Raw genomic sequence first — 25,593 nt, forward strand, 5'->3', positions numbered from 1 at the left:
GCCGCCCGGCGAAGGTCCTGTAGGCGGTCTCCAAGCAAGGAACGGACTATGAACGCGGCTGCCCCGACGGCAGATACCCCCGGCCTGGACTGGCCTCTCCCTCGAATCAGATCTCTACACCTGCTGGGCCTGGCCGCGCTGCTGGCGCTGGCCGGTTGCGGCACCCGGCCGAGCGCGCCGGAGGCGACCCCGGAAGAAGTGCGCGCCACGGTGGCGAAGCTGATGCCGGCGAGCGTCGCCGACCGTCCCGGTTGGGCGCGGGACATCCAGGTTGCGTTCAGCGCCCAGCGCATCGCGCCAACCACCCAGAACCTCTGCTCGGTGCTGGCGGTGACCGAGCAGGAATCCAACTACACGGCAGACCCCGCCGTGCCCGGGCTGGGCAAGATCGCCCGTGGCGAGATCGACCGGCGCGCCGGCAAGCTGCATGTGCCGGGCATCCTGATCGACGCCGCGCTGAGCCTCAAGTCGCCCAACGGACGCAGCTACAGCCAGCGCCTGGCGGCGGTGCGCACGGAGAAGGAACTGAGCGCGATCTTCGATGACTTCATCGGCGGCGTACCGCTCGGCCAGCAACTCTTCGGTCGCTTCAACCCGGTACATACCGGCGGGCCGATGCAGGTCAGCATCGCCTTCGCCCAGGCTCACGCCGAGAATTACCCGTATCCGGTGGACGGCAGCATCCGTCGCGAGGTGTTCAGCCGGCGCGGCGGCATGTACTTCGGCATCGCCCACCTGCTCGGTTACCCGGTGGACTATTCGCAGCCGCTGTACCGTTTCGCCGACTTCAACGCCGGCTGGTACGCCAGCCGCAACGCGGCTTTCCAGCGTGCGGTGAGCGAGGCCAGCGGCATCACCCTGGCACTGGACGGTGACCTGATCCTTCCGGGCAGCTACGACGCCGGTAGTACGGAAAAGGCGGTACGCACCCTGGCGCCGCGCCTGGGGATGAGCGAGCGGGACATCCGTCGCGATCTGGAGAAGGGCGATACGCCGGAGTTCGCCAAGTCGACGCTTTACACCAAGGTCTTCGCGCTGGGCGAGCGCGCCGCCGGCAAGCCATTGCCGCGGGCCATCCTGCCGGGCATCACCCTGCACAGCCCGAAGATCACCCGCCAGCTGACCACCGCCTGGTTCGCCCAGCGCGTGGATGAGCGCTACAAGCGCTGCCTGGCGCGGGCGCCGAAAAAGCCCTGAGCCGGATTCAGTCGCCTTCGGCGGGCTCGCAGACCCCGTTGGCGCCTTTGGGCCCGGTATAGGAAACGGTGGCGGTGCCGTCGTCGTTGAGGCTGATGGAGACGGTCACGCCTTCGCCCTTGGCCTCGATGTACTTGTCGTTGCTCTGCTTGACCTTGGCTTCCTTGCCGTTGATGTAGACCGGCCCGCCCTCGTCGGTGTGGACCTGGATGTCGTTCGGGCAGTCGTAATTGAGCATGGGGATGGCGGCGGCAGCGGGCTGCACCACGCCGAGCGAGGTGAAAATCAGCAGCGAGGCGGCGGTCGTTAGCGATTTCATGGCGGCTCCCAGGCGAATGTGGGCACGGCGCGCGGCCGTGCGGACATCCCAAGCTTAGTGCAGCCTCCGCCGCGTGTTACAGCGGCAAGGGGCGCAGCCGGGTCGCCGGCTCGGGCTCGGTGCCGCGCAGGACCAGGCGGATGATGGTCGCCGCCGCCGCTTCGAAGTCGCCGGCATCAGGTTGTGGCTTGCCGGTGATCATCGCGATCTGCCAGTCGAAATCCACGTAGGTACGGGTGGCCGCGGAAATGCTCAGCAGCAGGTGTTGCGGGTCCACGGGGGCGAGCAGGCCGCGGTCGATCCAGGCGGCGATGCACTCCAGGCTGCGGGCGGATTCCGCGCGCAGGCGCTGCAGCCACTCCCGCGGCAGGTGCGGTGCGCCGTGGAGCATTTCGCTGGCGAAGACCTTGTAGGCCTGCGGCCACTGGCGGGCGATGTGCAGGCGCGCGCGGATATGCGCGGGCAGCGCCCAGGCCGGGTCGTCGCATTCGCGCAGCAGGGCGGAGGCTTCCAGCACCGCGTCCACCACGTTTTCCAGCAGGCGCAGGTAGAGGTTTTCCTTGGTCTGGAAGTAGTAGTAGACGTTGGACTTGGGCACCTCGGCGCGGAGGGCGATGTCCAGGGTCTTGGCGGCGCTGAAACCCTTGTCGGCGAACTCTTCGCCGGCGGCGAGGAGAATGCGCTGGCGATTGCGGTCGCGGATGCTGGGACGCGTGCTGCGGGAGCGCTTGCTGGCGTTGCCTGTGTTCATGGATCGGTTCGGACAGATACGGGGGATCCAAAATATACAAATCTATATAGCGAATGGGGCGTTTTTTTCCTAGGATGCGTTCCGTTAGCGGGAAATGGCCGTCGCAGAGTGGCCGCAGTCGAAAGGAGTGGGTGCGATGTTGTTGGTGGTAATGCTGGGCGGGCGCCATCCGCGCGCGAAGATCGAGGTGCACGACGTGGTGTTCGCCGTGGCGGACAGCCTGGAAGCCAGCTACCCGCAATTGCGCGACGCCTGGTTCGGCAGCCCGCGGGGCCTGCATATCGACTCCTGGCTGGAGGTCGATGGCATCGACGGCTATCGCCTGGCCTTCAGCGACCAGCAGCCGGCGCCGGGCGAGCCACGGCTGTTCTTCATCAACCTGGGCGGTTACGAACCCGGCCAGTTCGGCGAGGCGCACCACTACCTGCTGGTGGTCGCCCGAGATACGGCGCAGGCCAAGGCGCTGGGCAAGCATCGCCTGCCGCGCGGCTGGGACAAGCCGCATACCGATGCCTTGCTGGACGTCGACGATTGCCTTCCCATCGACCGGGTCGGCGGCCGTTACGTCCACCTGCTGGCCGGCGAGCATCGCGGGGTGGTGCAACGCAGCGACTACATCGTACTGGGTTGAATCCGGGCGCCTTCATCGATTCGACACGGCACTGTCACAAAACCTGGCGTATAAGGGGGCCGAACCCGCGTCCCGTGCCGAGGTAGTGATGACCGAGAAACGCCGAGTCCTGTTCGTCTGCGTCGCCAACGATGCCCGTTCGCCGATGGCCGAAGCGCTGCTGCGACATTCCGATGCCGAGCACTTCGAAGCCTTCAGCGCCGGTATCCGCCCCAGTGCCATCGATCCGCGCGCCCGCGAGGTGCTGGAGCACGCCGGCATTTCCACCGAGGGGCTGCGCAGCAAATCCATCGACGAGTTCAGTGGCCAGCACTTCGATTACCTGATCGACCTGTGCGACAAGTCCAGCCGCGAAGGCGAGGAGCTGCCCAGCTCCAGCGAGGTGATCGTGTGGAATTTCGCCGACCCGACCACCAGCGAGCAGCACGACCCGTTCCGCCATACCCTGCAGGAGCTGAGCGATCGCCTGAAGCTGTTCGAGATGGTGAAGAACCGTTGAGGCCCGTGCCACAAAGCAAAAAGCCCGCTGATCGCGGGCTTTCTGTTGGATGGGCGCTGGTCCTTCAGCTGGGAGGCATTCTGCGGGCTGCCCATGACAGCCTGGTGACGGTTGCGTGAAGCGATGATGGCATCGAGCCATTTCTCTATCACTGGCCTTCATGAGCACTATCGATCCCGACGAGTGGTCAGCGGGGGAGGTGGCCGATAGAGTCACGCTCAAAGTCATGTCCGCGACGCCCCGTCCGCGCGGCGCCTGCGTGACCCGAAGCGGAGTACCTATGAAGTCCCTGTCCGATATCGCTTTCTCCATGCTCGACCTGGTGCCCGTGCGCGACCAGGGCAGCGCAGCCGAGGCGTTGCACAACGCCGTCGAGGTCGCCCGCCACGTCGAGCGCCTGGGCTTTACCCGCTACTGGCTGGCGGAGCATCACAACATGGACGGCATCGCCAGCTCGGCCACCGCCGTGCTGATCGGCCACATCGCCGGCAAGACCGAGCGCATCCGCGTCGGCTCCGGCGGGGTGATGCTGCCGAACCATCCGCCGCTGGTGGTGGCGGAGAACTTCGGCACCCTGGAAACCCTTTATCCGGGCCGCATCGACCTCGGCCTGGGCCGCGCGCCGGGCGCCGACCAGGCCACCATGCGCGCGCTGCGTCGCGACCGCCTGGGCGACGGCGCCGACTTCCCCGAGCAGGTCGCCGAGCTGGAAATGCTCCTCGGCCCGCGTCGTTCGCAGCAGTCGCTGCTGGCGATTCCGGGGGAGGGCACCAATGTGCCGATCTGGCTGCTGGGCTCCAGCCTGTTCAGTGCCCACCTGGCGGCGCAGAAGGGCCTGCCCTATGCCTTCGCCTCGCACTTCGCGCCGCGCTACCTGCACGATGCGCTGCGCATCTACCGCGATAACTTCCAGCCCTCGGCGGTGCTCGACAAGCCCTACGCCATGATCGGCGTGCCGCTGATCGCCGCGCCCACCGACGAGGAAGCCGAGTACCTGGCGACCACCGCCTTCCAGCGCGTGCTGGCGTTGATCCGTGGCGACAGCCTGAAGCAGAAACCACCGGTGAAGAGCATGGCCGGGCTGTGGTTGCCTCACGAGCAGGATGCGGTGGGCAACTTCTTCGGCCTGGCGGTGATCGGCGGTCCGGAGAAGGTGCGCAGCCGCCTGGAAATCCTGCTGGAGCAGACCGGGGTGGACGAGATCATCTTCACCAGCGACATCTACGACCACGAGCTGCGGCTGCGTTCGCTGGAGATCGTTGCCGGCTTGCGCTGAGGGCTTGGGTAGGGCGTACAGCCGTTCGCGGTTGTGCGCCGATACACGTCGGCTGACCGGCAGCTTCGCGGTTGAGTTCGAAGCGCCTGATCGGCCTTTTGTAGGAGCGAGCTTGCTCGCGAACGAGCCCCGCTGCGGAGTCATTCGCGAGCAAGCTCGCTCCTACAGGCAAACCGACCGTCGGCGTAATGACAGGGCACCCGTAGGAGCGGACTCCGTCCGCGATTGACGTGGCCGGCCTTGCAGCCGGATCGCGGATAAACCCGCTGGTACGAGGGACTGGGCGGCCGTCAGGCCTGCCCGTCTTCCTTCTTCTTCAGCAGGTCCGCCAGTCCGGCCAGCCCCTTGTGGGTGACCTTCGGGCCCTTGGCGCCGGCGTCGTTGCCGTTCTGGTAATGCAAGTCCACCTGCCGCTGGTGCTCGTTGTCGTGGCAATAGAGGCACAGCAGCTCCCAGTTGGAGCCGTCCTCGGGGTTGTTGTCGTGGTTGTGGTCGCGGTGGTGGACGGTCAGTTCGCTCAGGCGCTTGCCGCTGAACTCGCGGCCGCAGCGGCCGCAGATCCAGGGGTACATCTTCAGGGCCTTTTCGCGGTAGCTGCTTTCGCGGCGGCGTTGCGCTTCGGCGAGGACGGCGTCGACTTTGCTGGTGGGTTGGCTCATGGCTCTGGCTTGGCAGTGTGGATCGGACTTCCAGCATAGGCCCGCGCCCGCGTGCTGACTACGGCTTGGGCATGTCAGGGCGCGACCAGATCCACAGATTGCCAATAGCCATGCCGAGGATCACCGCGTACAGCCACAGGCCATGGGGCAGGCTGACCAGCATGATCGCCAGGGCCGCGAGCATCGCGACGCTGGCACCGATCTTGGCGCGGCGGGCGACGGCGCGGCCATTGCGCCAGTTGTGCAGGATCGGGCCGAACAGCCGGTGATTCGCCAGCCAGGCGGCGAGGCGCGGCGAGCTTTTCGCGGCGGCCCAGGCGGCGAGCAGGACGAACTCGGTGGTCGGCAACCCTGGCACCACCAGCCCGACCATGCCCACGCCCAGACTGGTGTAGGCGAGCAGCGCGAACGCGATGCGCGCCAGACGCGAGCGGGCAGGGCCGGGCGCGGTGGTGCGCGCCGCTTCGGCGGGCACGCGCGGGGCCGCGTCAGACGGTGGCGGGAGCACGGTCGTAGCTGTGCTGCAGCAGGTGGGCGAAGCGCTCGAAAGCGGCGATGGCGCCGGCCTCGGCTTCACGTTCTTCGGCCTCGCTGAGTTGCAGGGCGTCGAGGGTGCGGGTGAAGCGCTTCCAGCCTTCGGCGCGGCCGCCTTCCGGCTCGCCCAGGTGACGGGCGCTGGTGTTCTCGTCCAGGCCCAGGGCGGCCACGCGCTTGATCAGGAAGGCGGCGCCGAGCTTGGAGCCTTCGGACACGAACAGCCAGCCCAGGGCGTGTGCCTGGCTGGGCTTTGCCAGCGCGCCGGCTACCGGGGCGGGTACCTCGGCGTCCAGGTCGGCCAGGTCCAGGCGGGCCTGTTCGGCGCGGCAGCGCTGCGGCAGGTCGGGGAAGATCGTGCCGAGCTCGGCGTCCTGGTAGAGCGCCTGCAGCTCGGACTGGAACAGGTACTGGGCGACCACGAAGCGAGCGAAATTCTCGCGGTTGGAGAAGGGCTCGCGGGCCTTCACTGCATGGTCGAGGCGCTCGTGCGCAGCATGGGTCAGCGTGTTCAGGCGCTGCGAGCGCAGGGTGGGGAGTTCCACGGTGGTCATGTCCAATTCCTTGAAATTTCTGGGCTTTATTGACGAGACGAATCAGCTTGGGGATCGCGTAAAGGTTGTCGTTACCGGATGCTTCTGGAGTCGGGCGGGTTCGCGAGCAAGTTCGCTCCTACGAAGAGCGTGACGCCAACCTGTAGGAGCGAGCTTGCTCGCGAACATCACAGAAAGCGGGGTGAACCCCGCGTCCGTGAATCCGCCCATCAGATATCCCACACCAGGTTGACCGCGAAGTTGCGGCCCGGCTGAGTCAGGCGGTCGAGGTTGGCCGGGGCCAGCACCGAGGCTTCGCCGACGCTGTCGTAGCCGCGCACGTCGTCCCACAGCCAGTACTTCTTGTCGGTGAGGTTGTAGAGGCCGGCGTTGACGGTCAGGTCGTCGGTCAGCTTGTAGTAGCCGGTCAGGTCGAGGACGCCGAAGCCCGGGGTCTTGAACTGGCTGCTGGTGCCGTCGGGGGCCTTGAAGCTGCTGTCGTCGACGCGGTCTTTGCGCTTGACCAGGGTCCAGTCGAGCAGGGCGCCGTAGCGGCCGGCCTGTTCGTCGTAGCCCAGGCCGAACACGCCGGTGAGCGGGTTGACGCTGTTGATCGGCTCGCCGGTGTCCTGGTTGCGACCGTAGGCGTAGGCCACCGCACCCTTGGTGTAGAGGCCCTGCGGCGCGCCGAAGGCGCCCAGTTCCAGGCGGCCCTTGAGCTCCACGCCCTTGATGATGGCGTTCTTGATGTTGTTGCTCTGGAAGGTCGGCTCGCTGTAGCCGGGGGTGATGGCGTCCTCGTTAATGAAGTCGCGGTACTTGTTGTAGAACACCGCGACGTCGAAGGAGCCTTCCTCGAAGTTGCCGCGCAGGCCGGTCTCGTAGCTCTGGCTGCGTTCCGGGTCGAGGTCGGGGTTGGGCTCGACGCGGTAGCCGATGCCGGGGTTGTCGAAGCGACCGTACAGCGCCTTCGCGGTCGGGGTGCGGAAGCCCTGGGCGTACTGGCCGTACCACAGGTAGTTGTCGTTGAAGGCGTAGGTCACGCCGAGCTTGGGCGAGAGCTGGTGCCAGGTCTTGTCTTCGCGGCTGACTTCGCCTTCGCCGCTCTGGTCCACGGTATTGAGGAATTCCTCGGTGATGTGCGGCTTCAGGCGCGTGTAGTCGTAGCGCATGCCGGGCAGGAAGGTCCAGGCGTTCCAGCGGATCTCGTCCTGGGCGAACAGGCCATAGGTATCGATGGTGGGGTCGGGGAAGTCGCTGCTGCGCGCCAGGCTGTCGCTGGCGACGGAGCTGGGCGCGCCAACGGCCGTGCAGCCGCGGCCGACCGCCAGGCACGTGGCGTCACCCTCGCGGTAGCCGGTGACCTTCTGCCGTTTCAGGGTGGTGCCGTAGGTCAGCAGGTGGTCGGTCTCGCCGACGAGGAAGGCCTTGTCCAGCTGCAGGTCGAACACCCACTGGCGATCCTTGTACAGCGTGTCGCGGGTGCGCAGTACCTGGCGGGTGATGGGGTAGTAGAACTCTTCGGTGCTCTGGTCGGTCTTGGCGGTCTGGTAGTTGAAGGTCCAGCGGGCGTGGTCTGCCACCGCGCTGCCCGGCAGCAGCTGGTGCTCCAGGCCGAAGCGCTCGCGGGTGATGGTGTCGTTGCCGGTGCGCCACTGGTACATGCCGCCGGGCAGCACGCTGTCCGGGATGGTCGGCTTGCCGCCGTAGTAGGGGCCGCCATAGGCGCTCTTCTGGTCGGTGTCGCGGTCGTCCTTGTACTTCTCGTAGACCAGGCCGAAGCGCTCGCCCTCGCCGTACTTCCAGCCCAGCTTGGCGAGCACGTTGGTGGTGCGCACGTCCTGCGGGTTGGCCTCGGTGCGCGACAGGCCGCTGCCGCCGGTGCTGCCGTAGGATTCGGTCTCGTGGCCATTGCGCTGGCTCAGGTGCAGCAGGCCGTCGAAGCTGTCGGAGCGAGCGGCCACGGTGCCGGAGGTCAGCCAGCTGTCGTCGGCGGAGCTGTAGCCGGTCTTCAGGCGCGCCCCCGCGTCCTGGCCGTCCTTGATGATGTCGTCCGCATCCAGGGTGAAGTAGCTCACCGCGCCGCCGATGGCGTTGCTGCCATAGAGCGCCGAGGCCGGGCCGCGCAGCACTTCGACGCGCTTGACGATTTCCGGGTCGACGTAGTTGCGCTCGGTCTGCGCATAGGGGCCGTTGAAGAAGCTGCTGGGAATCTCGACGCCGTCGATCTGCGTCAGTACGCGGTCGCCGTCGATGCCGCGGATGTTGTAGCCAGTGATGCCGGCGCGGTTGCCGGTGCCGCCGACGGAGACGCCGGGCATGTCGCGCACCAGCTCCTTGATGGTGTTGACGTTCTTGCGGTCCAGTTCGCTGCGGTCGACCACGTTCACCGTGCTCGGCACCAGGGTCACGCTCTGCGCCTGGCGGGTGGCGGTGATGGTCAGCGGCTGCATTTCCGCCACGCTCGACAGGTTGCGCTCCAGCACCACGTTGCGCGGGCCCAGGGTGCGGGCGCCCAGGCCGGTACCGGCGAGCAGGCCCTTCAATGCCTGGTCGGCCGGTAGGCGGCCGTTGATGCCGGGCGACTCGATGCCTTCGGCCAGCTCGCCGGCGACGCCCACCTGCCAGCCGGTCACCGCGCTGAAGGCGTTCAGCGCCTGGGCCAGCGGTTGGCGGGGGATGTCGAAACGGTAGCCGGCCTGGGCCTGGCGGCCTGCCGTGTCCGCCGCGAGGACGGAAGCTGCCGGCAGACTGGCCAGACCGATGGACAGGGCCAGCAGGGAGATGCGGGCGGGATGGCGCAGAGGGGCACGCGAAGAAGCGATGGGCATCGAAGGGCTCTCTTAGTCAGTCTTTGTTCGCATTCGTAAATGCGAATCTATTGCATTGGCTTCTGACTAAACGAACGAGCCGGCGCGACGGCGTAAAAAAACTTTCAGTTCAGGAGGGGACGATCAGTCGAGGACCAGCAGTTTCGGGTATTCGTGCAGTTGCGCGGAGGCGATCCGGGCCAGTGAGCGCGCCACGCCCAGCGGGTCGTCCAGGCGCCAGTTGCCGGTGACGCTGACGTTCGCCAGGCGCTCGTTGGTATTGACGATCCAGCCGGGGTAGTAGCGCCGCAGCTCGGCCAGCACCTGGCTGAGCGGGCAGTTCTCGAACACCATGCGGCCCTTGACCCAGGCCAGCTGTGCCTGCCCCTCGGCGCTGTGCTGGCGCTCGCCGAAGCCCTGCGGACCGACGCGGATGCTGTCGCCGGCGCCGAGGCTGACGCGGGCGTCGTCCAGCGGCGTGCGCAGGTCCACTTCGCCGCGCTGCACGCTGACTTCCGCCTCGTTGCCCAGGTAGCGCACGGCGAAGGCGGTGCCGCGCACCGTTACCTGAACCGGCCCGGCTTCCACCTCGAAGGGACGGTCGCGGTCATGAGCGACGTCGAAGTACGCCTCGCCGCGGTACAGGCGGGCGACGCGCTGTTGCTCGTCGATGCGGCTGGAGAGGGCGGTGTCGGTATTGAGCAGGACCCGGGAGCCGTCCGCCAGATTGACATTCTGCCGTTCGCCTACGGCGGTCAGGTGATCGGCGCGCAGACGCAGCAGCAGGTCGCTCTGCAGTGCGACGCCGACCGCCAGGACCAGCGCCGCGGCGGTCGCCAGCGGCTTCCACAGAGGGCGTCGGCGAAGTGGTGTCGCCAGTCGTTGCTCCAGGCGCGCCGCCGCGGTGGTCAGCAGCGGTGACTGCCAGGCATCGCGTACCCGCTGGTAGGCCCGCGCGTTGCCTTCGCTGACGGCAAGCCAGGCCTCGAAGCGCTGGCGCGTCGCGACGTCCATGTCGTCCTCCAGCATCAACCAGTCGAGGGCTTCGGCCATCTGCGGGTCGTCGGGCGGCGTGGCGTGGGACACGGGGCATTCCTCGGCATGATCCTGGGATTGAGGGCCGCGTATTCTTGTCGAATCGGCAGGCGAACGGTAGTCCGTCATTCCGTCTCCTCGAGGCGGCTGACCAGGCCGACGCAGATCGCCATGATCAGCTTCAGCTCCTTCTGCACCGTGCTGGGCGAGACGCCGAGCTGCTCGGCGATTTCCGCGTAGCCGCAGCCATGCAGGCGGCTGAGGATGAAGATGCGCTGCTGGCGCGCGCTGAGCTGGCCGAGGGTGGCGCCCAGGCGCTCCAGCAGTTTCTCCGCGTGCAGCTGGTCTTCGGCGCTGGAGCCGGGCGCCGGCACGGCTTGCAGCACCTCGGCGGGAACGTCGTCAAGCAGGGTCCGCGATTGCATGCGCAGGTGACGCAGGTGGTCCAGCGCGAGGTTGCGGCCGGTCTGGAAGAGGAAGGGTTCGAGGTGGTCGATGCGGCGTTCGAGCAGGGTGCGGGCGACGCGCAGGTAGGTTTCCTGCACCAGGTCTTCGGCAATGCTCGGGTTGTTCACCATCCGTACCAGCGTGCGCAGCAGCGGCAGGCGCTGTGCCAGGAAGACCGCGTCGAGGTTGGAAGTGCTCACAGGGACGTCCAGCAGGAATAATTTACAAATGATAATTATTATTATTCGTGCAAGGCGAAGGGCACAAGACCGCCATGTGTCCGGTGCGCTGCGGGCGGCTCTGAAAAAAGGACGAGGCACGCGGCGTGCCTCGCCCATTCCCTCAGCCGGCAGGTGAGGGCAACGCGTCAGGCCTTGTCGGCCTTGCCAGCCGCCGCGGCGAAGCGCGCCAGCCTTACGTCCAGGCGGCGCGGCCGGTCGCCGCGATCCTCCGCATGCTCCTTGCGGCGGATCGCGTTGCGCACCATCAGCGAGCCAACGTAGCGGATCGGTTCCGGCGGGAAATGTCCCAGCGGGCCCTGGGTCAGTGGCGAGCGCGTCCAGTCGTTGTCCTGGCCCAGCACCAGCGAGCTGAGAATCTGCCCGCCCATGTGGCAGGGCCCGACACCGCTGCCCGAGTAGCCGAAGCCGTAGAACACGTTGCCCGGCTCGCCCAGCCGGCCGAAGAACGGTAGGCCGGTCACCGAGCGGTCGGACGGCCCGTTCCAGCTGGCGGCGATGGGAACCTCGGCGAAGGCCGGGAAGAATTCATTGAGGCTTTCCCTGAGCAGCCCCAGATAGGGCGACGGCCGATCAAACACCGGCAGCATGCGTCCGCCGTAGGCGAAGGTATTGCCGCCCTTGCCAAGCATGATCCGGCCGTCCGGGGTGTTGTGGTAGTAGTGCACGAAAATGCGCGAATCCAGCACGGTGACGCCGGAGGTCAGGCCGATCTCTGCCAGCAGGTCCGGCCTCGGCTCGGTAATCACCATGTCGCTGGAGACGATCGCCACACTGCGTTCGAATTGCGGAAACGCGCGCGCCATCCAGGCATTGATCGCCAGCACCACGCGGTCGGCGCTCACCGCTCCCCGGGTGGTCCGCACGGTGGCGGGCCGGCCGTGGTCCAGGCCGATCATCGGGCTGCCCTCGTACAGCCGCACGCCCAGTTGCAGCGCTACGCGCCGCAGGCCGCGCACCAGCTTGCCCGGCTGCACGCTGGCGGCGGCGGGGGAGAACCAGCCCTCCAGGTGCTTGCGCGAACCGGCCATACGCTGCACATCTGCCAGAGGACGCTTGCTGAAGGAGTTGATGCCATGCTTTTCCAGCGCCGTGATCACGCCGTCGGTGGCGCCGACCTGGGCGGCGTTGGTGGCGGTATACAGCGTGCCGTCGAGGCGGTAGTCGGCATCCACGCCGTAGCGCTGGCAGAACTCGCCGATGGCGTGGATGCTGCGTTCGGACGCCTGCACCAGGCGGATCGCTTCCGCCAGGCCGAACAGCCGCTCGAGGGTAAAGAACTTGGCCGACCAGGACAGCGCGCAGCCACCGTTGCGGCCGCTGGCGCCGGCGCCGCAGATGTCGGCTTCGACGATCACCACGTCGAGCTCCGGGTTTTGCTCCTTGAGCATGATCGCGGTCCACAGACCGGTGTAGCCGCCGCCGACGATGCAGACATCGGCGCGGGTGTTCTCCTGGAGCGGCGCAGCGCGCTCCTGATCGTGCTGCAGGGCCTGTTCGAGCCAGAAGGGACGCATGGGATTCTCCGTGTTCAGCGATTGGGCAGGGCGGCGGTGGCGATCATCTCGACGCGCCACGCCGGATCGATCAGTTCTGCCAGGGTGCAGGCGCGGGCCGGGGCGTGGCCGAAGGGGAAGAAGGCGTCCCACACGCGATTGAGCCCGGCGTAGTCCTCGCGGCGGGCCAGCAGGATGCGTACCGTCAGCAGATGGGTGCGGTCGCCGCCGACACTTTCCAGCAGTCGTTCAATGCCCAGCAGGACCTCGCGGGTCTGGCCTTCGATATCGGCGCTGGTGTCGCTGGCGACCTGTCCACCGATGTAGAGGGTGTGGGCGTGCAGGACCATTTCGGCGCGGCGCTGTACCACACCAAAGCGTTCTATGTTCATGGGGTGACCTTGTAGGGCTGGGGCACTTCCCTGTGCCGGGGAATCAGGAGCGCGCCATGCGCACCTTGACGGAGCGGTTGGGTACGCGTGCCTTGGTCGCCGTACCTTCGGGCAGGCTGTTCCAGTGCGGCAGCAGGATGCCGGCCGACACCAGGGCGGCGACGGTGAAGCCGATGAACACCGTGTAGGTATCGAAGTAGCCCGGCAGCAGGCCGCCGAGGATTGCGCCGACCGAGCCGCAACCGTTGACGAAGCCGGCGGCGGTGGCGGCGGCCTTGCCGGTGCCGAAGTCGATGGCGGCGGCGCCGCTGATCATCGAATCCGGTCCGTAGAGGGTCAGGCCCATCATGAACAGCAGGCCGAACACCAGCAGGCTGCTGCCGGTCTGCATGGCCGGGACGAACAGTGCGAGGCAGGCGGTCAGGCCGATCAGGCTGATCACGCAGGCCGGCATGCGCCGCGCGCCGAAGAGCTTGTCCGAGGCCAGGCCGATCAGGATCGGACCGAGCAGGCCGGCGATCTCGAAGGAGGTCGGCAGGATGGCCGCGCCAACCTTGCCCAGGCCGGGCATGCGTTCGTACACGATCACCGGTCCCCAGAGCAGGATGGCGTAGCGCGCCGGCTTGAGCAGGAAGTAGGCCAGCCCGAGGGTCAGTACGGTACGGTTGCCCAGCACCAGGCGCAGGGTTTCGCCGACGCCGGGGTTCTGTCCCTCGGGTTTGAAACCGGCGTAGCGAACCGCTTCGGGTTCGTCTTCCACGGGCGGCAGACCGACATCCTGCGGGCGATTGCGTTGCAGCAGGAGGAACAGCAGCGCCACGCCGCCCACCACGGCGGCACTGGAGTAGAACGCCGCGTGCCAGGTGCCGAAGATGGAGTAGGCCCACCAGCCGGCGAACGGCGAGGCCACCAGGCCGCCGAAGGCATAGCAGGTGCTCCACAGGCCGAGAATGCGGCCGCGTTCATGGGTGGCGAAGAAGCTCCCGATGTTCTTGCACAACCCTGACCAGCCGGTGGATTGCGCCAGGCCCTGGACGACCATGCAGGTGGCGAACACCGGCAGCGTCGCCCAGGTGCCCATGACGATGGCCGCGCCGGCTGAGATCAGCAGCCCGCCGAGCACGACCACCCGCGGGCCGAAGCGATCGGCCAGCACGCCCCAGGTGAACTGGCCGACGGCGTAGGCGGCGAGGTAGGTCGCGTCGAGGTTGGCCATCATGGCCTTGTCGAGATGAAAACTGGGGTCTTCGGCGATGCCGAGCTTGGCTACCGAAAAGGCTTTGCGGGTGAAGTAGAAGGCCGCATAGGCCAGCCAGGTGATGGCGAAGATCTGCCAGCGCCAGCGCTGGATCGACGCCAGAGGTGAGCGGGGTGTTGCGTTGCCTTGTGGGGTAAGCATGTTCCGACCTCGTTGTTGTAGTTGTGCTGTGCCGGCAGTCAGTGAGGTAACGCCTTTCTTGTTCTTGTCGTTCTTGTTTCAAGAGAAGGAGCACGTCGCACCGTCCTTGCGGTGCGGGTCAGAAGCGCAGGAATTGTCGTGGTGCCGTTGCCATGGGGTGACGGTGGAGGGATGGAAACAATTCCGAACAAATAACTGAAATCGATTTATCAAATTTCGAAAATAAGTTTTCCTTGTAGTAAGTCTGCGTGAGAGGGTGGCGAACCTCCCCTGTGACCGGGAAGTCGCTTTCTGTCGGAGTGGAGCGCAACAGTCAGAATCGCCTGCGAGGATCACCGCGATGTCCGTGTCCCATGCCCAGCTCAAGGCGTTCCATGCGGTCGCCGTGCACGGCAGTTTCACCCGTGCCGCCGAGCGTCTGTTCCTGACCCAGCCGGCGGTGTCCGACCAGGTCCGCAAGCTGGAAGAGCGCTACGGGGTGCTGCTGTTCCATCGCAACAAGCGCTCGGTGCGCCTGACGGAACTGGGCGAGCGCCTGCTGGCGGTGACCCAGCGGCTGTTCGTCATCGAGGCCGAGGCGCAGGAGCTGCTGCAGGAGTCCCGCGCCCTGCAGACTGGCAGTCTGGTGCTGGCGGTGGACGCGGCGGTACACCTGCTGCCCCAGGTGGCGTCGTTCTGCCAGCGGCATCCCGGCATCCGCGTGCGCATAGAAACCGGCAACACCGACGAGTCCCTGCAGGCACTGTTCGCCTACCGCGCTGACCTGGCATTGCTGGGGCGGGCCGTGGAAGACGAGCGCCTGGTGTCCTTCACCCTGCGCCGCGATCCCATCGTCGCTTTCGTCGCCAGCAGTCATCCCTGGGCGGGGCGCGAGTCGATTCGCCTGGCTGATCTGGACGATGCGCCGCTGGTATTGCGCGAGCATGGTTCCGTCACGCGCCAGACCCTGGAAGAGGAAATGCGCAGCGCCGGCCTGCGGATTCGTGCCGCTATCGAGGTGGAGGGCCGCGAGGCGGCGCGCGAGGCGGTGGTCGCGGGAATCGGCGTCGGCGTGGTGTCGGCCGCCGAGTTCGGCTCGGACAACCGCGTGCACGCCCTGCCCATCATCGATTGCGAGCGACACATGAGCGAGACCCTGGTGTGCCTGCGCGAGCAGAGCACGCGGCGGATCGTGGCGACCTTTCTCGACCTGGTGCGCGAGGATCTGCCGGCGTAGGACGTACAACCGTTCGCGGTTGTACGCCGGCTTGCCGTGCGTCGTCGGCGGCTCCGGGGTTGAGCTCGGAGCGCGCGGGGGCCAAGGTCAAACGGCGTATGAACGTGGAGCGTCATACGCCGTGCGGCCAGCCGTGCCTCAACCTTCCGCCAGCTCCAGAAAGGCACTCACCACCCGCAACCCGCGGCGCCGTTCCAGGCAGCCGATGGCGTGGCGGTTCTGCAGCCCGTCACCGACCAGGGGGATGGCTTTCACCCGTGGGTCCGGGCTCACCTCCATCGACGATACGATGCCGATCCCCAGCTCTGCCGCCACCGCCTCGGTCACCGCTTCGCGACTGTCCAGTTCGAGCAGGACGCGCGGTTGCACCGAGCACGCCGCACAGGCCGTATCGAAGGTCCGGCGGGTGATGGAGTCGGGTTCGCGCAGCACCATGATCTGCTGGTCCAGCTCGCTCAGGGCCAGCTCTTCCATGCCGGTGCTCCAGGGATGGCTTGCCGGCACCAGTGCACAGATATGCGACTCCACCAGCTCCCGCAGATACAGGCCAGTGCGCGGCTCCACCTCAGTGAGGACGGCAATGTCGACGTGCTCGTCGAGCAGCGCAGCCAGAGTCTCCTGGGCATTGCCCAGGCGCAGGTTGACGGTGATGCCGGGGTAGCGCGCGCGCAGCCGCGCGAGCATCGGCATCACCAGGTGCGGGCCGTCGGCGGCCACTTCGATGCGTCCGGTCACCAGCTCGCGGCTGGCGTCGAGCATGGCCTCGGCTTCTTCCTCCAGGGCGAACAGGGTGCGGCTGATGGCCGACAGGCGCACGCCGTCCTCGGTCAGCTCCACGCCCCGCGCGGTACGGCGGAACAGGTTGACCTGGTAGTGCTCCTCCAGGGCTTTGACGTGCCCGGTCACCGCGGGCTGGCTGATGAACAGGCGTTCGGCGGCACGGGTGAAACTGCGTTCGCGGGCGACCGCGTCGAAGGCGCGGAGCTGGAAGAGGTTCATGAGGTATATGTCCGGCTTATGTGGTGCATCGTGATAAACAATTTGAACGATATCAGGGGCGCCGGCAAGTTATGCCCAGGCCGCGGCGATGACGCCCGGCCCAACCGAATTACGCCCTGACGACGTTCCCAAGAAAGAGGAATCGAGCATGAGCACTGCCGAGCGAGCCCCCATCCTGCTGACTCCCGGTCCGCTGACCACGTCCCCCCGCACCCGTCGCGCCATGATGGTCGACTGGGGCTCCTGGGACAGCGACTTCAACGCCCTGACCGCGGATGTCTGCAAGCGCCTGCTGGCGATCATCCATGGTGAGGCGACCCACACCTGCGTGCCCCTGCAGGGCAGCGGCACCTTCTCCGTGGAAGCCGCCGTCGGCACCCTGGTGCCGCGTGACGGCAAGGTGCTGGTGCTGATCAACGGCGCCTACGGCAAGCGCCTGGCGAAGATCTGCCAGGTGATCGGCCGCGAGTTCAGCACCTTCGAAACCGAAGAAGACGTGCCGACCACCGCCGCCGACGTCGATCGTCTGCTCAGCGCGGACCCCAGCGTCACCCACGTCGCACTGATCCACTGCGAGACCAGCACCGGCATCCTCAACCCGTTGCAGGACATCGCCAAGGTCATCGAGTCCCACGGCAAGCGCCTGATCATCGACGCCATGAGCTCCTTCGGGGCGCTGGACATCGACGCCCGTAACGTCCCCTTCGACGCGCTGATCGCCGCCTCCGGCAAGTGCCTGGAAGGTGTGCCGGGCATGGGCTTCGTCTTCGCCCGTACCTCTGCGCTGAACGCCAGCGCCGGCAACTGCCATTCGCTGTCCATGGACCTGCAGGACCAGCAGGCCTACATGGCCAAGACCGGCCAGTGGCGCTTCACCCCGCCGACCCACGTGGTGGCCGCGCTGCACGAAGCGCTGAGCCAGTACGAGGAGGAGGGCGGTCTCGCGGCCCGTCATCAGCGCTACGCAAACAACTGCCAGACTCTGCTGGCGGAGATGGGCAAGCTGGGCTTCCGCAGCTTCCTGCCGGCGCAGATCCAGGCGCCGATCATCGTCACCTTCCATGCCCCGCGTGATCCCCGCTACAGCTTCACCGAGTTCTACAACCGGGTGCGCGAGAAGGGCTTCATCCTCTATCCGGGCAAGCTGACCCAGGTGGAAACCTTCCGTGTCGGCTGCATCGGCCAGGTCGATGGCAGCGGCATGCGTGCAGCGGTCGCGGCCATCGCCGAGACCCTAAAAGAGATGGAAGTCTTCGAAATCTGACCCCGGCCGATTGCCACAGGATTGAATCTCATGAACTACGAACAACCCAAGCAACTGCAAGCAGTCATCCTCGACTGGGCCGGCACCGTGGTCGACTTCGGCTCCTTCGCGCCGACCCAGATCTTCGTCGAAGCCTTCGCCGAGTTCGGTGTCCAGGTCAGCCTGGAAGAGGCCCGCGGCCCGATGGGCATGGGCAAGTGGGACCACATCCGCACCCTGTGCGACATCCCCGCCATCGCCGAGCGCTACAAGGCCAAGTTCGGCCGCGCGCCGACCGACGACGACGTCACCGCCATCTACGAGCGCTTCATGCCGCTGCAGATCGAGAAGATCGCCGAGCATTCCGCACTGATCCCCGGCGCCCTGGACGCCATCGCCGCGCTGCGCAAGCAGGGCCTGAAGATCGGCTCCTGCTCCGGCTACCCGGCGGTGGTGATGGAGAAGGTGGTGGCCCTGGCCAGGACCAACGGCTATGTCGCCGACCACGTGGTCGCCACCGACGAAGTGCCCAACGGCCGCCCGCACCCGGCACAGGCACTGGCCAACGTGATCGCCCTGGGCATCAACGATGTGGCGGCCTGCGTGAAGGTCGACGACACCTGGCCAGGCATCCTCGAAGGCCGCAGCGCCGGGATGTGGACCGTGGCGCTGACCTGCTCGGGCAACGCCCTGGGTCTGACCTATGAGCAGTACAAGGCGCTGCCGGCGGACAAGCTGGAGCAGGAACGCCGCCGCATCGGCCAGATCTTCGAAGGCTCGCGTCCGCACTATCTGATCGACACCATCGCCGATCTGCCGGCGGTGATCACTGACATCAACGCCCGCCTGGCTCGGGGCGAGATGCCGCAGAGCAGCTGATCGTCGCTCAGTCACGAAAAGGCCCGCATCCGTGCGGGCCTTTTTCATGGTGTGCAGATTTCATTTTCCCCTCGGACAAACCGCTGTCTTCCGCCTTGAGTCGCTTCTGCAGGAATTGGCACAAAATATAAATTATGTGCCAAACTCTGCGTCGCAAATCTTTCTATTTGTGTCATAGCGATCGCCATGAACTGCCGGCGATTCTTTTCCCACTGAGAACCTTCGCAAGGAATTGTCATGAGTACTGCTTGGCTCGGTCCCATGGACCAGATCGGCTATCTCGTTGATGACCTGGAACAGAGCATCGGGCGTTGGCAACGGCACTTCGGTGTGGGGCCATGGACGGTCTTTCGGAACGTGACCCTGGAGGGGAAATACCGCGGTGAACCGGTGACCGTCACCATGGATGTCGGCCTCGGTTATCAAGGCGGGATGCAGATCGAATTGATCCAGGCGACCAATGCGTCGAAATCGCCCTATCGGGACGATCAGGGCCGTGCGCTCCGGGGCATGCACCATATCGCCTGGGTGGTCGATGACATTGACCAGGCGATTGCGCGGCTGACGTCCACGGGACTACGGGTCGTGTTCGAAGCGAGCAACCCTTCGACCCGCGTTGCCTATTTCGAGAACGAGGCGGAGCCCGGAGTGCTCTACGAGGTCATCCACGGTATTGGCATGCGCGAGATGATCGCGCAGGGCATCGAAGCCGCCAGGGCCTGGGACGGCGCCACTCCCATTCACGTCATTGACGTTTCTGCGTGAGAGTTCGGCATGTCGAATCGATTGAAAGATAAGGCGGCACTGGTGCTCGGCGTCGCGCCGGGGAATATCGGCGAAGCCATCGCCCGGCGTTATGTCGAGCAGGGCGCGCGGGTGCTGGTGGCCGGGCGCCGTCCCGATGCGCTGGCGGCCGTAGCCGACAACCTGGGCGTAGCCTGGCTGGCTTGCGATATCAGGTCGCAGAGCGAGGTGGCGGAGCTGGTTGCCCAGAGTGTGAAGCGCCTGGGCGGGCTCGATATCGGGGTCAATGCGACGGGCTGGGGGCTGCTGAAGCCCTTCCTGGAGCACAGCCAGGAGGATCTGGATACGATGAATGCGGTCCAGTTCACCGGGCCTTTCCAGTATTTCCAGGCGTTGTTGCGGCACATGCCGAAGGGTGGCTCGATCATCCAGGTTTCGTCGGTGACCGCCAGCATCATGTTCGACAACCATGCCGCCTACATGGGCACCAAGGCGGGTATCGACCATGTCATCCGCTGCATTGCCCATGAGTTCGGTCACCAGGGCATCCGCGCCAATTCCATTGCGCCGGGGGGCGTGGCGGATGCGCCGATGTCGGGAGGCGGGCTGATGCATCCTGGCATCGCCGCGCTTTACCACCGCGAGATTCCGCTGGGGCGCAGCGGTGTTGCGGCAGAGGTCGCCGATGCCGCCCTCTGGCTGGCGAGCGATGAGTCCAGCTTCGTTACCGGCCAGCTCATCCATGTCAGCGGTGGCCAGACGCTGCGGCGCAACCCGTCGCTCGCCGAGGTCCATGCCGCTGCCATGGGAGCTGCCGGGACCCACTGAAGCGACAGCCTGGAACCCGCGGCCGGCATTGCCAGCCGCTGGCGTCTCCAGGGGAGCCTCTCCCTATCGACGATGGGCGGTGGCCAGGTAGGCGTCAATGTGGGTCTGATCGAACTCCTTGCCGACCACGTCGCGAAGGTAGGTGATTGCCTCTTCATGGGAGTCACTGCCGCCGCGCAAGGCGATCCGGCTGTTGCGGGGAATCCACACGCCGCCACCGGGGACGGCGGTAGTGCCGCTGTAGACGTCGCTCTTGTCGATCATCAGGACCGAGAGGTCGTTGTCGTGGGCGCGCAATGCCGCCGTCAGCGCGCCTGCGCCGGATTCGACGAGCACCCCGTCGTACTCATGGCCCCATTTCGCATCGGCTGACGGCTGGTCATGGCGGCATCTCTCCCTGGAAGAGGTTTCCGATGTCGCGCCAGGTTGAGGTGCCCGAGTACGTCGCCTCGGGGGCAAATGGCTCGGGTGTGTCGAGCAATGTCACACAAACCACAAATTGTGATACTTGCGGCGCAAATTATTTTTTTGTGCCATTGCGTGCGAGAATGCGGCTCGGATGTACCCGGGCTGTACCAAGAAGGTGGGCCCCTGAGCGACGAAGGTGCACATGAGTCGACAGTTACGCTGGGGTGGCGCCAGCCGGATGGGAAATGCCAGTGACGGCCGTTCGCTGATCCTGCGGGCGGCACTGGAGGTCATGATCGAGGAGGGCGCCGAGAGCTTTTCGATCGATGATGTGGCCCAGCGGGCGAACATTTCGCGACGCACCCTGTACCGCTATTTCAGCAACAAGAAGGAGCTGATCCAGGCGGTCATCAGTGCGGAGAACGGTGCGTTCTTCGAGGAAATGCAGCGCAGCGTGCGGCCATTCGAGGATGACTTCGAGCGTTATCTGGAGGAGTGCGTGTGCTTCTCCGTGCGCTACCTGGATCGGCACAACGGGGGCTTCCACCACAGCTATCTTGCGAAGAGTTCGACCTCGGAGGTCTTCAGCTACATCCTCGAGAGCATTGCGCCGATGTGGTACGGCGTGCTGGAAGAGCCCTATCGGCGCTATGCCGAGCGCCACGGCGCGGCCGTCGTGGCGCTGGAAGATGTCATCGCGTTGATCAGCCGGGTCGGGCTCGCGTACTGCCTGGTGCCTGCCGATGAGGTGGCGATCCGCGCGCAGATGGCCATTCTCCAGCCGGTTCGCCGACGCTGACGGAGTGGGCGGCCGCTCAGTCCTGAGCCAGCAGCGGGCGGGATGGCCTCCTGCAGCGGGCAGGGCAGATGGCGTCGGTGTATCGCACCGCCGCACGCTGGAAGACCCGGTACGGGCGGTGGATTGGCTGGCGCTCAAGCCGGTTGTCGAGCACGAATATGCCTTCGCGGATCCGCCGGCGGCACTGGATCATCTGAAGCGGGGCGTCTTCGACAAGCGGGTCGTGCGGTTGAACCCAGCGCTCCTGGCCCCGCCTCTCGCTGGCGTTGATCTGCCTTGCCGGCATGCTGCTCTACTATCCGGCGCTGCTGGCGCTGCTGGCGCTGCTCTGGCTGATTCGAATTCTGAGGTGGGGTGCTCTCTAAGGCATGGAGCGCTTGCAGTTGCCTGGATGGGGCGCAGGGCGGTCAGGCATGGAAGGTTCAGACCCTGAGTTGGGGTACATCTTTCTCCCTCTGTTTTTCTGCGTGGAAGGACCGTCCTAGACGTTCTGATGCCGGTCTGTCAGCATTCGCGGCTGCGCTGGGCGATTCTCTGGCGTTTGCATTTTGACGAGCCTGCACCAAGCTAGGTCGAGACGGTGCTTTCTGTTAAGGTTCGTGAATTCCACGAAGCTCTCGCTGGGTCTTCACTATTCCATTTTTGTGCAAAGGGGTGCTGCGTGATCAAGGTGCTGGTGGTCGATGACCACGATCTGGTGCGCACCGGAATTACCCGCATGCTGGCCGATATCGACGGCCTGCAGGTCGTCGGTCAGGCGGACTCTGGCGAGCGGGGGTTGCAGCTGGCCAGGGAACTCAAGCCCGATGTCGTGCTGATGGATGTGAAGATGCCCGGCATCGGCGGGCTGGAGGCAACCCGCAAGCTGCTGCGCAGCCAGCCCGATGTGCGCGTGGTGGTGGTCACAGTGTGCGAGGAAGACCCCTTCCCGACGCGTCTGATGCAGGCCGGCGCTGCCGGCTACCTCACCAAGGGCGCGGCGCTGGAGGAGATGGTCCAGGCGATCCGCCAGGTATTCGCCGGCCAGCGCTACATCAGCCCGCAGATCGCCCAGAGCCTGGCGCTGAAGTCCTTCGAGCCCGAGAAGAACGCGTCTCCCTTCGACACCCTGTCCGAACGGGAGATCCAGATCGCCCTGATGATCGCCAACTGCCACAAGGTGCAGAGCATCTCGGACAAGCTCTGCCTGTCGCCCAAGACCGTCAACACCTACCGTTACCGCATCTTCGAGAAGCTCTCGATCACCAGCGACGTGGAACTGGCGTTGCTGGCCGTTCGGCACGGCATGGTCGATACCAGCAACTGACGATGACCGCGGCATTCGATTCGGCGGCATTCCTGGCCACCTGCAGCGGGCGGCCGGGCGTCTACCGCATGTTCGATGCGGACGCCAAGCTGCTCTATGTCGGCAAGGCGAAGGACCTCAAGAAGCGGCTTTCCAGCTATTTCCGCAAATCCGGCCTTGCGCCGAAGACCGCTGCGTTGGTGGCGCGGATCGCCCAGGTCGAAACCACCATCACCGCCAACGAAACCGAGGCGCTGCTGCTGGAGCAGACGCTGATCAAGGAGTGGCGGCCGCCCTACAACATCCTGCTGCGGGACGATAAGTCCTATCCCTATGTGTTTCTCTCCAGCGAGGACAAGTATCCCCGGCTGACCATCCACCGCGGCGCGAAGAAGCAGAAGGGACGCTACTTCGGCCCGTACCCCAGCGCGGGCGCCATCCGCGAAAGCCTGGCGCTGCTGCAGAAGGCCTTCTTCGTGCGGCAGTGCGAGGACAGCTACTTCCGCAATCGCACGCGGCCTTGTCTGCAATACCAGATCAAGCGCTGCAAGGCGCCCTGCGTCGGGCTGGTCAGCGAAGAGGAGTACGCCGAAGACGTACGCCACTCGATCATGTTCCTCGAAGGGCGCAGCAATGTGCTGGCGGACGAACTCACCACCAGCATGGAACAGGCCGCCATGCGCCTGGACTTCGAGAAGGCCGCCGAACTGCGCGACCAGGTGGCCATCCTGCGCCGCGTGCAGGACCAGCAGAGCATGGAGGGTGGAAGCGGCAACGTCGACGTGGTCGCCGCCATCGTCACGCCGGGCGGCGCCTGCGTGCACCTGATCAGCGTGCGCGGCGGACGCGTGCTGGGCAGCAAGAACTTCTTCCCGCAGGTGGCGATCGAGGAGGAGGTGGGCGACGTACTGCTGGCCTTCCTCGGGCAGTACTACCTCAGCCATCACGAACGCGACCTGCCCACGGAGCTGATCGTCAACGCCGTGCACGAGGATTTCCCGGTGCTGGTGTCGGCCATCGAGGAGTCCCGGGGCAAATCGCTGGAAATCACTCATCGCGTGCGCGGCACCCGTGCGCGCTGGCAACAACTGGCCGTGACCAACGCCGAGCAGGCTCTGGCGGCGCGCCTGGCCAATCGACAGCACATGGCCGCCCGATTCGATGCACTGGGCGAGGCGCTGGACCTCGCCGAGCCGCCGCAACGCCTCGAGTGCTTCGACATCAGCCATTCCAGTGGCGAGGCGACTGTTGCCTCCTGCGTGGTGTTCGGGCCGGAGGGGGCGCTGAAGTCGGACTACCGCCGCTTCAATATCGAGGGCATCACCGCGGGCGATGACTATGCCGCGATGCATCAGGCGTTGACCCGGCGCTTCAGTCGCCTGAAGGAGGGCGAGGGCAAGATGCCGGACATCCTTCTGGTCGACGGTGGCAAGGGGCAGTTGGCGATGGCGCAGGAGGTGCTCCAGGAGCTGGCGGTGGTTGGCCTGACCCTGCTCGGCGTGGCCAAGGGCGTGACGCGCAAGCCGGGGCTGGAAACCCTTTATCTGAACGACGCCGAACATGAATTCACGCTGCCGGCGGATTCCCCGGCGCTGCACCTTATCCAGCAGATCCGTGACGAAGCGCACCGTTTCGCAATCACTGGCCACCGTGCTCGTCGAGGAAAAGCGCGGCGTACCTCCACCCTCGAGGATGTGCCAGGCGTAGGGCCCAAGCGCCGTCGAGACCTGCTCAAGCATTTCGGTGGGTTGCAGGAACTGTCGCGGGCCAGTATCGAAGAGATTGCCAAGTCCCCCGGTATCAGTAAAAAGCTGGCTGAGCAGATTTATGCGGTTCTTCACAGCGAGTAGAATGCCGGCTCAACTCGCAGACTTCCTGACCCGATGAATATCCCGAACCTGCTCACCCTGCTTCGCGTCGTTCTCATCCCGATCTTCATCCTGCTGTTCTATTCCTCGTTCCCTGCCAGTCATCTGGTAGCCAGCGCCGTGTTCGCCCTGGCAGCCGCCACCGACTGGCTGGATGGCTACCTGGCGCGTCGCCTCGGGCAGAGCACGCCGTTCGGGGCATTCCTCGATCCGGTGGCGGACAAGCTGATGGTGGCGACCGCGCTGGTGCTGCTGGTGGAAGCGCACGCGAACCTGTGGCTGACCCTGCCCGCGGTGATCATCATCGGCCGTGAAATCGTGGTCTCGGCGTTGCGCGAATGGATGGCTGAACTGGGGGCGAGGGCGCATGTGGCCGTTTCCAACCTCGGCAAATGGAAAACGGCGGCCCAGATGCTGGCGCTGATCATCCTGCTGGCCAATTCGCCGGTGATGAGTTTCTGGGTGGTAGTGGGTTATGTGCTGCTGATCGTTGCCGCCGTGCTGACCCTGTGGTCGATGCTGCACTATCTGCTCGCTGCCTGGCCCCATCTCAATACCACCCCGAAAGAGAAATAAGTTTTTTTGAATCAAAGAGTTGACAGGGCTTTTCGAATCGATAGAATGGCGCCCGTCAACACGACGCGGGAATAGCTCAGTTGGTAGAGCACGACCTTGCCAAGGTCGGGGTCGCGAGTTCGAGTCTCGTTTCCCGCTCCAAATTTTGACGGTTTGCAATGTGAACCGTTTGTTTCATGGCTGAGTAGCAGAGTGGTTATGCACCGGATTGCAAATCCGTGAACGCCGGTTCGATTCCGACCTCAGCCTCCAATAGAAAAGCCCTGTAAATCCAAGATTTACAGGGCTTTTTCTTTAGCAGACAATTGCGCCTGCGATAAGATCCGCAGGTTGCAATTATCGAAGGGGCTAACGCACAGTCCAGCCCGCTTCCGGCTCGCCAGAGCCTCTCACCGCTGAACAGCGCTACCGCCCGGATGGCGAAATCGGTAGACGCAAGGGACTTAAAATCCCTCGTCCGCAAGGGCGTGCCGGTTCGACCCCGGCTCCGGGCACCATCTTCCCTCTCTTCTTTGAGCTATTCGTTCGCTA

26 protein-coding genes and 3 tRNA genes are annotated in these 25,593 nt (G+C 65.6%); 16 read left to right on the forward strand and 13 right to left on the reverse strand.

The features are described from left to right. Nucleotides 1-48 precede the first annotated feature (48 nt). Nucleotides 49-1,197 carry a DUF1615 domain-containing protein gene (locus tag ACAW63_RS16095; protein WP_371226739.1) on the forward strand — a complete coding sequence of 383 codons (1,149 nt, stop codon included), beginning with the start codon at nt 49-51 and terminating at the stop codon, nt 1,195-1,197. Between the two features lie 7 nt (nt 1,198-1,204). On the opposite strand, the gene ACAW63_RS16100 is transcribed toward ACAW63_RS16095, so the two are convergent. Together ACAW63_RS16100 and ACAW63_RS16105 are read right to left on the reverse strand one after the other, a co-directional pair. Continuing rightward, entirely contained in the window at nt 1,205-1,516 is a 312-nt protein-coding gene (locus ACAW63_RS16100; protein ID WP_371226741.1) for a hypothetical protein, read from the reverse strand. A 76-nt stretch (nt 1,517-1,592) separates the two neighbouring features. Further along, a complete protein-coding gene (locus ACAW63_RS16105) occupies nt 1,593-2,267 on the reverse strand; it encodes a TetR/AcrR family transcriptional regulator (protein WP_371226743.1) in 675 nt (224 codons plus the stop codon). A 136-nt stretch (nt 2,268-2,403) separates the two neighbouring features. Between ACAW63_RS16105 and ACAW63_RS16110 the strand changes: the two genes are divergently transcribed. From ACAW63_RS16110 to ACAW63_RS16120, 3 genes are all read left to right on the forward strand, one after another. Beyond that, nucleotides 2,404-2,898, forward strand: a complete 495-nt coding sequence (locus ACAW63_RS16110; protein WP_371226745.1) for a DUF1543 domain-containing protein — start codon at nt 2,404-2,406, stop codon at nt 2,896-2,898. Between the two features lie 88 nt (nt 2,899-2,986). Beyond that, nucleotides 2,987-3,397, forward strand: coding sequence for an arsenate reductase ArsC (locus ACAW63_RS16115; RefSeq protein WP_371226747.1), 411 nt, complete (start codon nt 2,987-2,989; stop codon nt 3,395-3,397). A gap of 280 nt (nt 3,398-3,677) precedes the next feature. Beyond that, nucleotides 3,678-4,673, forward strand: coding sequence for an LLM class flavin-dependent oxidoreductase (locus tag ACAW63_RS16120; protein WP_371226749.1), 996 nt, complete (start codon nt 3,678-3,680; stop codon nt 4,671-4,673). A gap of 290 nt (nt 4,674-4,963) precedes the next feature. Here the strand turns inward: ACAW63_RS16120 and ACAW63_RS16125 are convergent, their stop codons facing one another. The 9 genes from ACAW63_RS16125 to ACAW63_RS16165 form a co-directional block, all read right to left on the reverse strand. Beyond that, entirely contained in the window at nt 4,964-5,332 is a 369-nt protein-coding gene (locus ACAW63_RS16125) for a YajD family HNH nuclease (RefSeq protein ID WP_371226751.1), read from the reverse strand. 58 nt (nt 5,333-5,390) lie between these two features. Continuing rightward, on the reverse strand, nt 5,391-5,735 hold the full coding sequence (locus ACAW63_RS16130) for a YbaN family protein (protein WP_371234690.1): 345 nt from the start codon (nt 5,733-5,735) through the stop codon (nt 5,391-5,393). A gap of 85 nt (nt 5,736-5,820) precedes the next feature. Next, nucleotides 5,821-6,420: a biliverdin-producing heme oxygenase gene (locus tag ACAW63_RS16135; RefSeq protein ID WP_371226753.1), complete on the reverse strand. Its 600-nt coding sequence runs from the start codon at nt 6,418-6,420 to the stop codon at nt 5,821-5,823. Between the two features lie 209 nt (nt 6,421-6,629). Further along, the gene (locus ACAW63_RS16140) at nt 6,630-9,230 is read right to left on the reverse strand and encodes a TonB-dependent receptor (protein WP_371226755.1); all 2,601 of its coding nucleotides are present in this window, start codon (nt 9,228-9,230) and stop codon (nt 6,630-6,632) included. A gap of 123 nt (nt 9,231-9,353) precedes the next feature. Next, a complete protein-coding gene (locus ACAW63_RS16145) occupies nt 9,354-10,373 on the reverse strand; it encodes a FecR domain-containing protein (RefSeq protein WP_371226757.1) in 1,020 nt (339 codons plus the stop codon). Further along, nucleotides 10,370-10,891 (reverse strand): RNA polymerase sigma factor, encoded by a 522-nt coding sequence (locus tag ACAW63_RS16150; RefSeq protein ID WP_371226759.1) that lies wholly within the window; start codon nt 10,889-10,891, stop codon nt 10,370-10,372. The genes ACAW63_RS16145 and ACAW63_RS16150 overlap by 4 nt, the downstream gene beginning before the upstream one ends. A gap of 167 nt (nt 10,892-11,058) precedes the next feature. Continuing rightward, entirely contained in the window at nt 11,059-12,447 is a 1,389-nt protein-coding gene (locus tag ACAW63_RS16155) for an FAD-dependent oxidoreductase (protein ID WP_371226761.1), read from the reverse strand. A 14-nt stretch (nt 12,448-12,461) separates the two neighbouring features. Next, nucleotides 12,462-12,818 (reverse strand): RidA family protein, encoded by a 357-nt coding sequence (locus ACAW63_RS16160; protein ID WP_371226763.1) that lies wholly within the window; start codon nt 12,816-12,818, stop codon nt 12,462-12,464. A gap of 43 nt (nt 12,819-12,861) precedes the next feature. Beyond that, a complete protein-coding gene (locus ACAW63_RS16165) occupies nt 12,862-14,217 on the reverse strand; it encodes an MFS transporter (RefSeq protein ID WP_371226765.1) in 1,356 nt (451 codons plus the stop codon). A 340-nt stretch (nt 14,218-14,557) separates the two neighbouring features. On the opposite strand from ACAW63_RS16165, the gene ACAW63_RS16170 reads away from it, so the two are divergent. Further along, complete coding sequence (locus ACAW63_RS16170) at nt 14,558-15,433, forward strand: LysR substrate-binding domain-containing protein (protein ID WP_371226767.1); 876 nt, start codon at nt 14,558-14,560, stop codon at nt 15,431-15,433. 138 nt (nt 15,434-15,571) lie between these two features. Here ACAW63_RS16170 and ACAW63_RS16175 read toward each other — a convergent pair whose 3' ends face one another. Beyond that, nucleotides 15,572-16,432: a LysR substrate-binding domain-containing protein gene (locus ACAW63_RS16175; RefSeq protein WP_371226769.1), complete on the reverse strand. Its 861-nt coding sequence runs from the start codon at nt 16,430-16,432 to the stop codon at nt 15,572-15,574. Nucleotides 16,433-16,580: 148 nt separating this feature from the next. Here ACAW63_RS16175 and ACAW63_RS16180 point away from each other — a divergent pair, with 148 nt between their 5' ends. The 4 genes from ACAW63_RS16180 to ACAW63_RS16195 all read left to right on the forward strand — a co-directional run bounded on the left by ACAW63_RS16180 (nt 16,581) and on the right by ACAW63_RS16195 (nt 20,126). Continuing rightward, nucleotides 16,581-17,696 (forward strand): 2-aminoethylphosphonate--pyruvate transaminase, encoded by a 1,116-nt coding sequence (locus tag ACAW63_RS16180; RefSeq protein WP_371226771.1) that lies wholly within the window; start codon nt 16,581-16,583, stop codon nt 17,694-17,696. Nucleotides 17,697-17,726: 30 nt separating this feature from the next. Next, nucleotides 17,727-18,554 (forward strand): phosphonoacetaldehyde hydrolase, encoded by an 828-nt coding sequence (gene phnX / locus ACAW63_RS16185; RefSeq protein ID WP_371226773.1) that lies wholly within the window; start codon nt 17,727-17,729, stop codon nt 18,552-18,554. Between the two features lie 237 nt (nt 18,555-18,791). Continuing rightward, nucleotides 18,792-19,319 (forward strand): VOC family protein, encoded by a 528-nt coding sequence (locus tag ACAW63_RS16190; protein ID WP_275607543.1) that lies wholly within the window; start codon nt 18,792-18,794, stop codon nt 19,317-19,319. Between the two features lie 9 nt (nt 19,320-19,328). After that, complete coding sequence (locus ACAW63_RS16195; RefSeq protein ID WP_371226775.1) at nt 19,329-20,126, forward strand: SDR family NAD(P)-dependent oxidoreductase; 798 nt, start codon at nt 19,329-19,331, stop codon at nt 20,124-20,126. A gap of 63 nt (nt 20,127-20,189) precedes the next feature. Here ACAW63_RS16195 and ACAW63_RS16200 read toward each other — a convergent pair whose 3' ends face one another. After that, complete coding sequence (locus ACAW63_RS16200; protein WP_371226777.1) at nt 20,190-20,462, reverse strand: FAD-binding protein; 273 nt, start codon at nt 20,460-20,462, stop codon at nt 20,190-20,192. Nucleotides 20,463-20,736: 274 nt separating this feature from the next. Between ACAW63_RS16200 and ACAW63_RS16205 the strand changes: the two genes are divergently transcribed. The 7 genes from ACAW63_RS16205 to ACAW63_RS16235 all read left to right on the forward strand — a co-directional run bounded on the left by ACAW63_RS16205 (nt 20,737) and on the right by ACAW63_RS16235 (nt 25,559). Next, nucleotides 20,737-21,333 (forward strand): TetR/AcrR family transcriptional regulator, encoded by a 597-nt coding sequence (locus ACAW63_RS16205; RefSeq protein ID WP_371226779.1) that lies wholly within the window; start codon nt 20,737-20,739, stop codon nt 21,331-21,333. Nucleotides 21,334-21,994: 661 nt separating this feature from the next. Continuing rightward, a complete protein-coding gene (gene uvrY, locus ACAW63_RS16210) occupies nt 21,995-22,639 on the forward strand; it encodes a UvrY/SirA/GacA family response regulator transcription factor (protein ID WP_152222817.1) in 645 nt (214 codons plus the stop codon). Nucleotides 22,640-22,641: 2 nt separating this feature from the next. Next, nucleotides 22,642-24,468, forward strand: a complete 1,827-nt coding sequence (uvrC, locus tag ACAW63_RS16215; protein ID WP_371226782.1) for an excinuclease ABC subunit UvrC — start codon at nt 22,642-22,644, stop codon at nt 24,466-24,468. A gap of 33 nt (nt 24,469-24,501) precedes the next feature. After that, nucleotides 24,502-25,062 carry a CDP-diacylglycerol--glycerol-3-phosphate 3-phosphatidyltransferase gene (gene pgsA, locus ACAW63_RS16220; protein WP_371226784.1) on the forward strand — a complete coding sequence of 187 codons (561 nt, stop codon included), beginning with the start codon at nt 24,502-24,504 and terminating at the stop codon, nt 25,060-25,062. A 65-nt stretch (nt 25,063-25,127) separates the two neighbouring features. Continuing rightward, nucleotides 25,128-25,203 (forward strand) — tRNA-Gly (locus ACAW63_RS16225). A 37-nt stretch (nt 25,204-25,240) separates the two neighbouring features. Continuing rightward, nucleotides 25,241-25,314 (forward strand) — tRNA-Cys (locus ACAW63_RS16230). Between the two features lie 158 nt (nt 25,315-25,472). Further along, a tRNA-Leu gene (locus tag ACAW63_RS16235) sits at nt 25,473-25,559 on the forward strand. Nucleotides 25,560-25,593 lie beyond the last annotated feature (34 nt).

Source organism: Pseudomonas sp. QE6 (assembly GCF_041379005.1).
In the GTDB taxonomy this organism is placed as follows: Bacteria; Pseudomonadota; Gammaproteobacteria; order Pseudomonadales; family Pseudomonadaceae; genus Pseudomonas.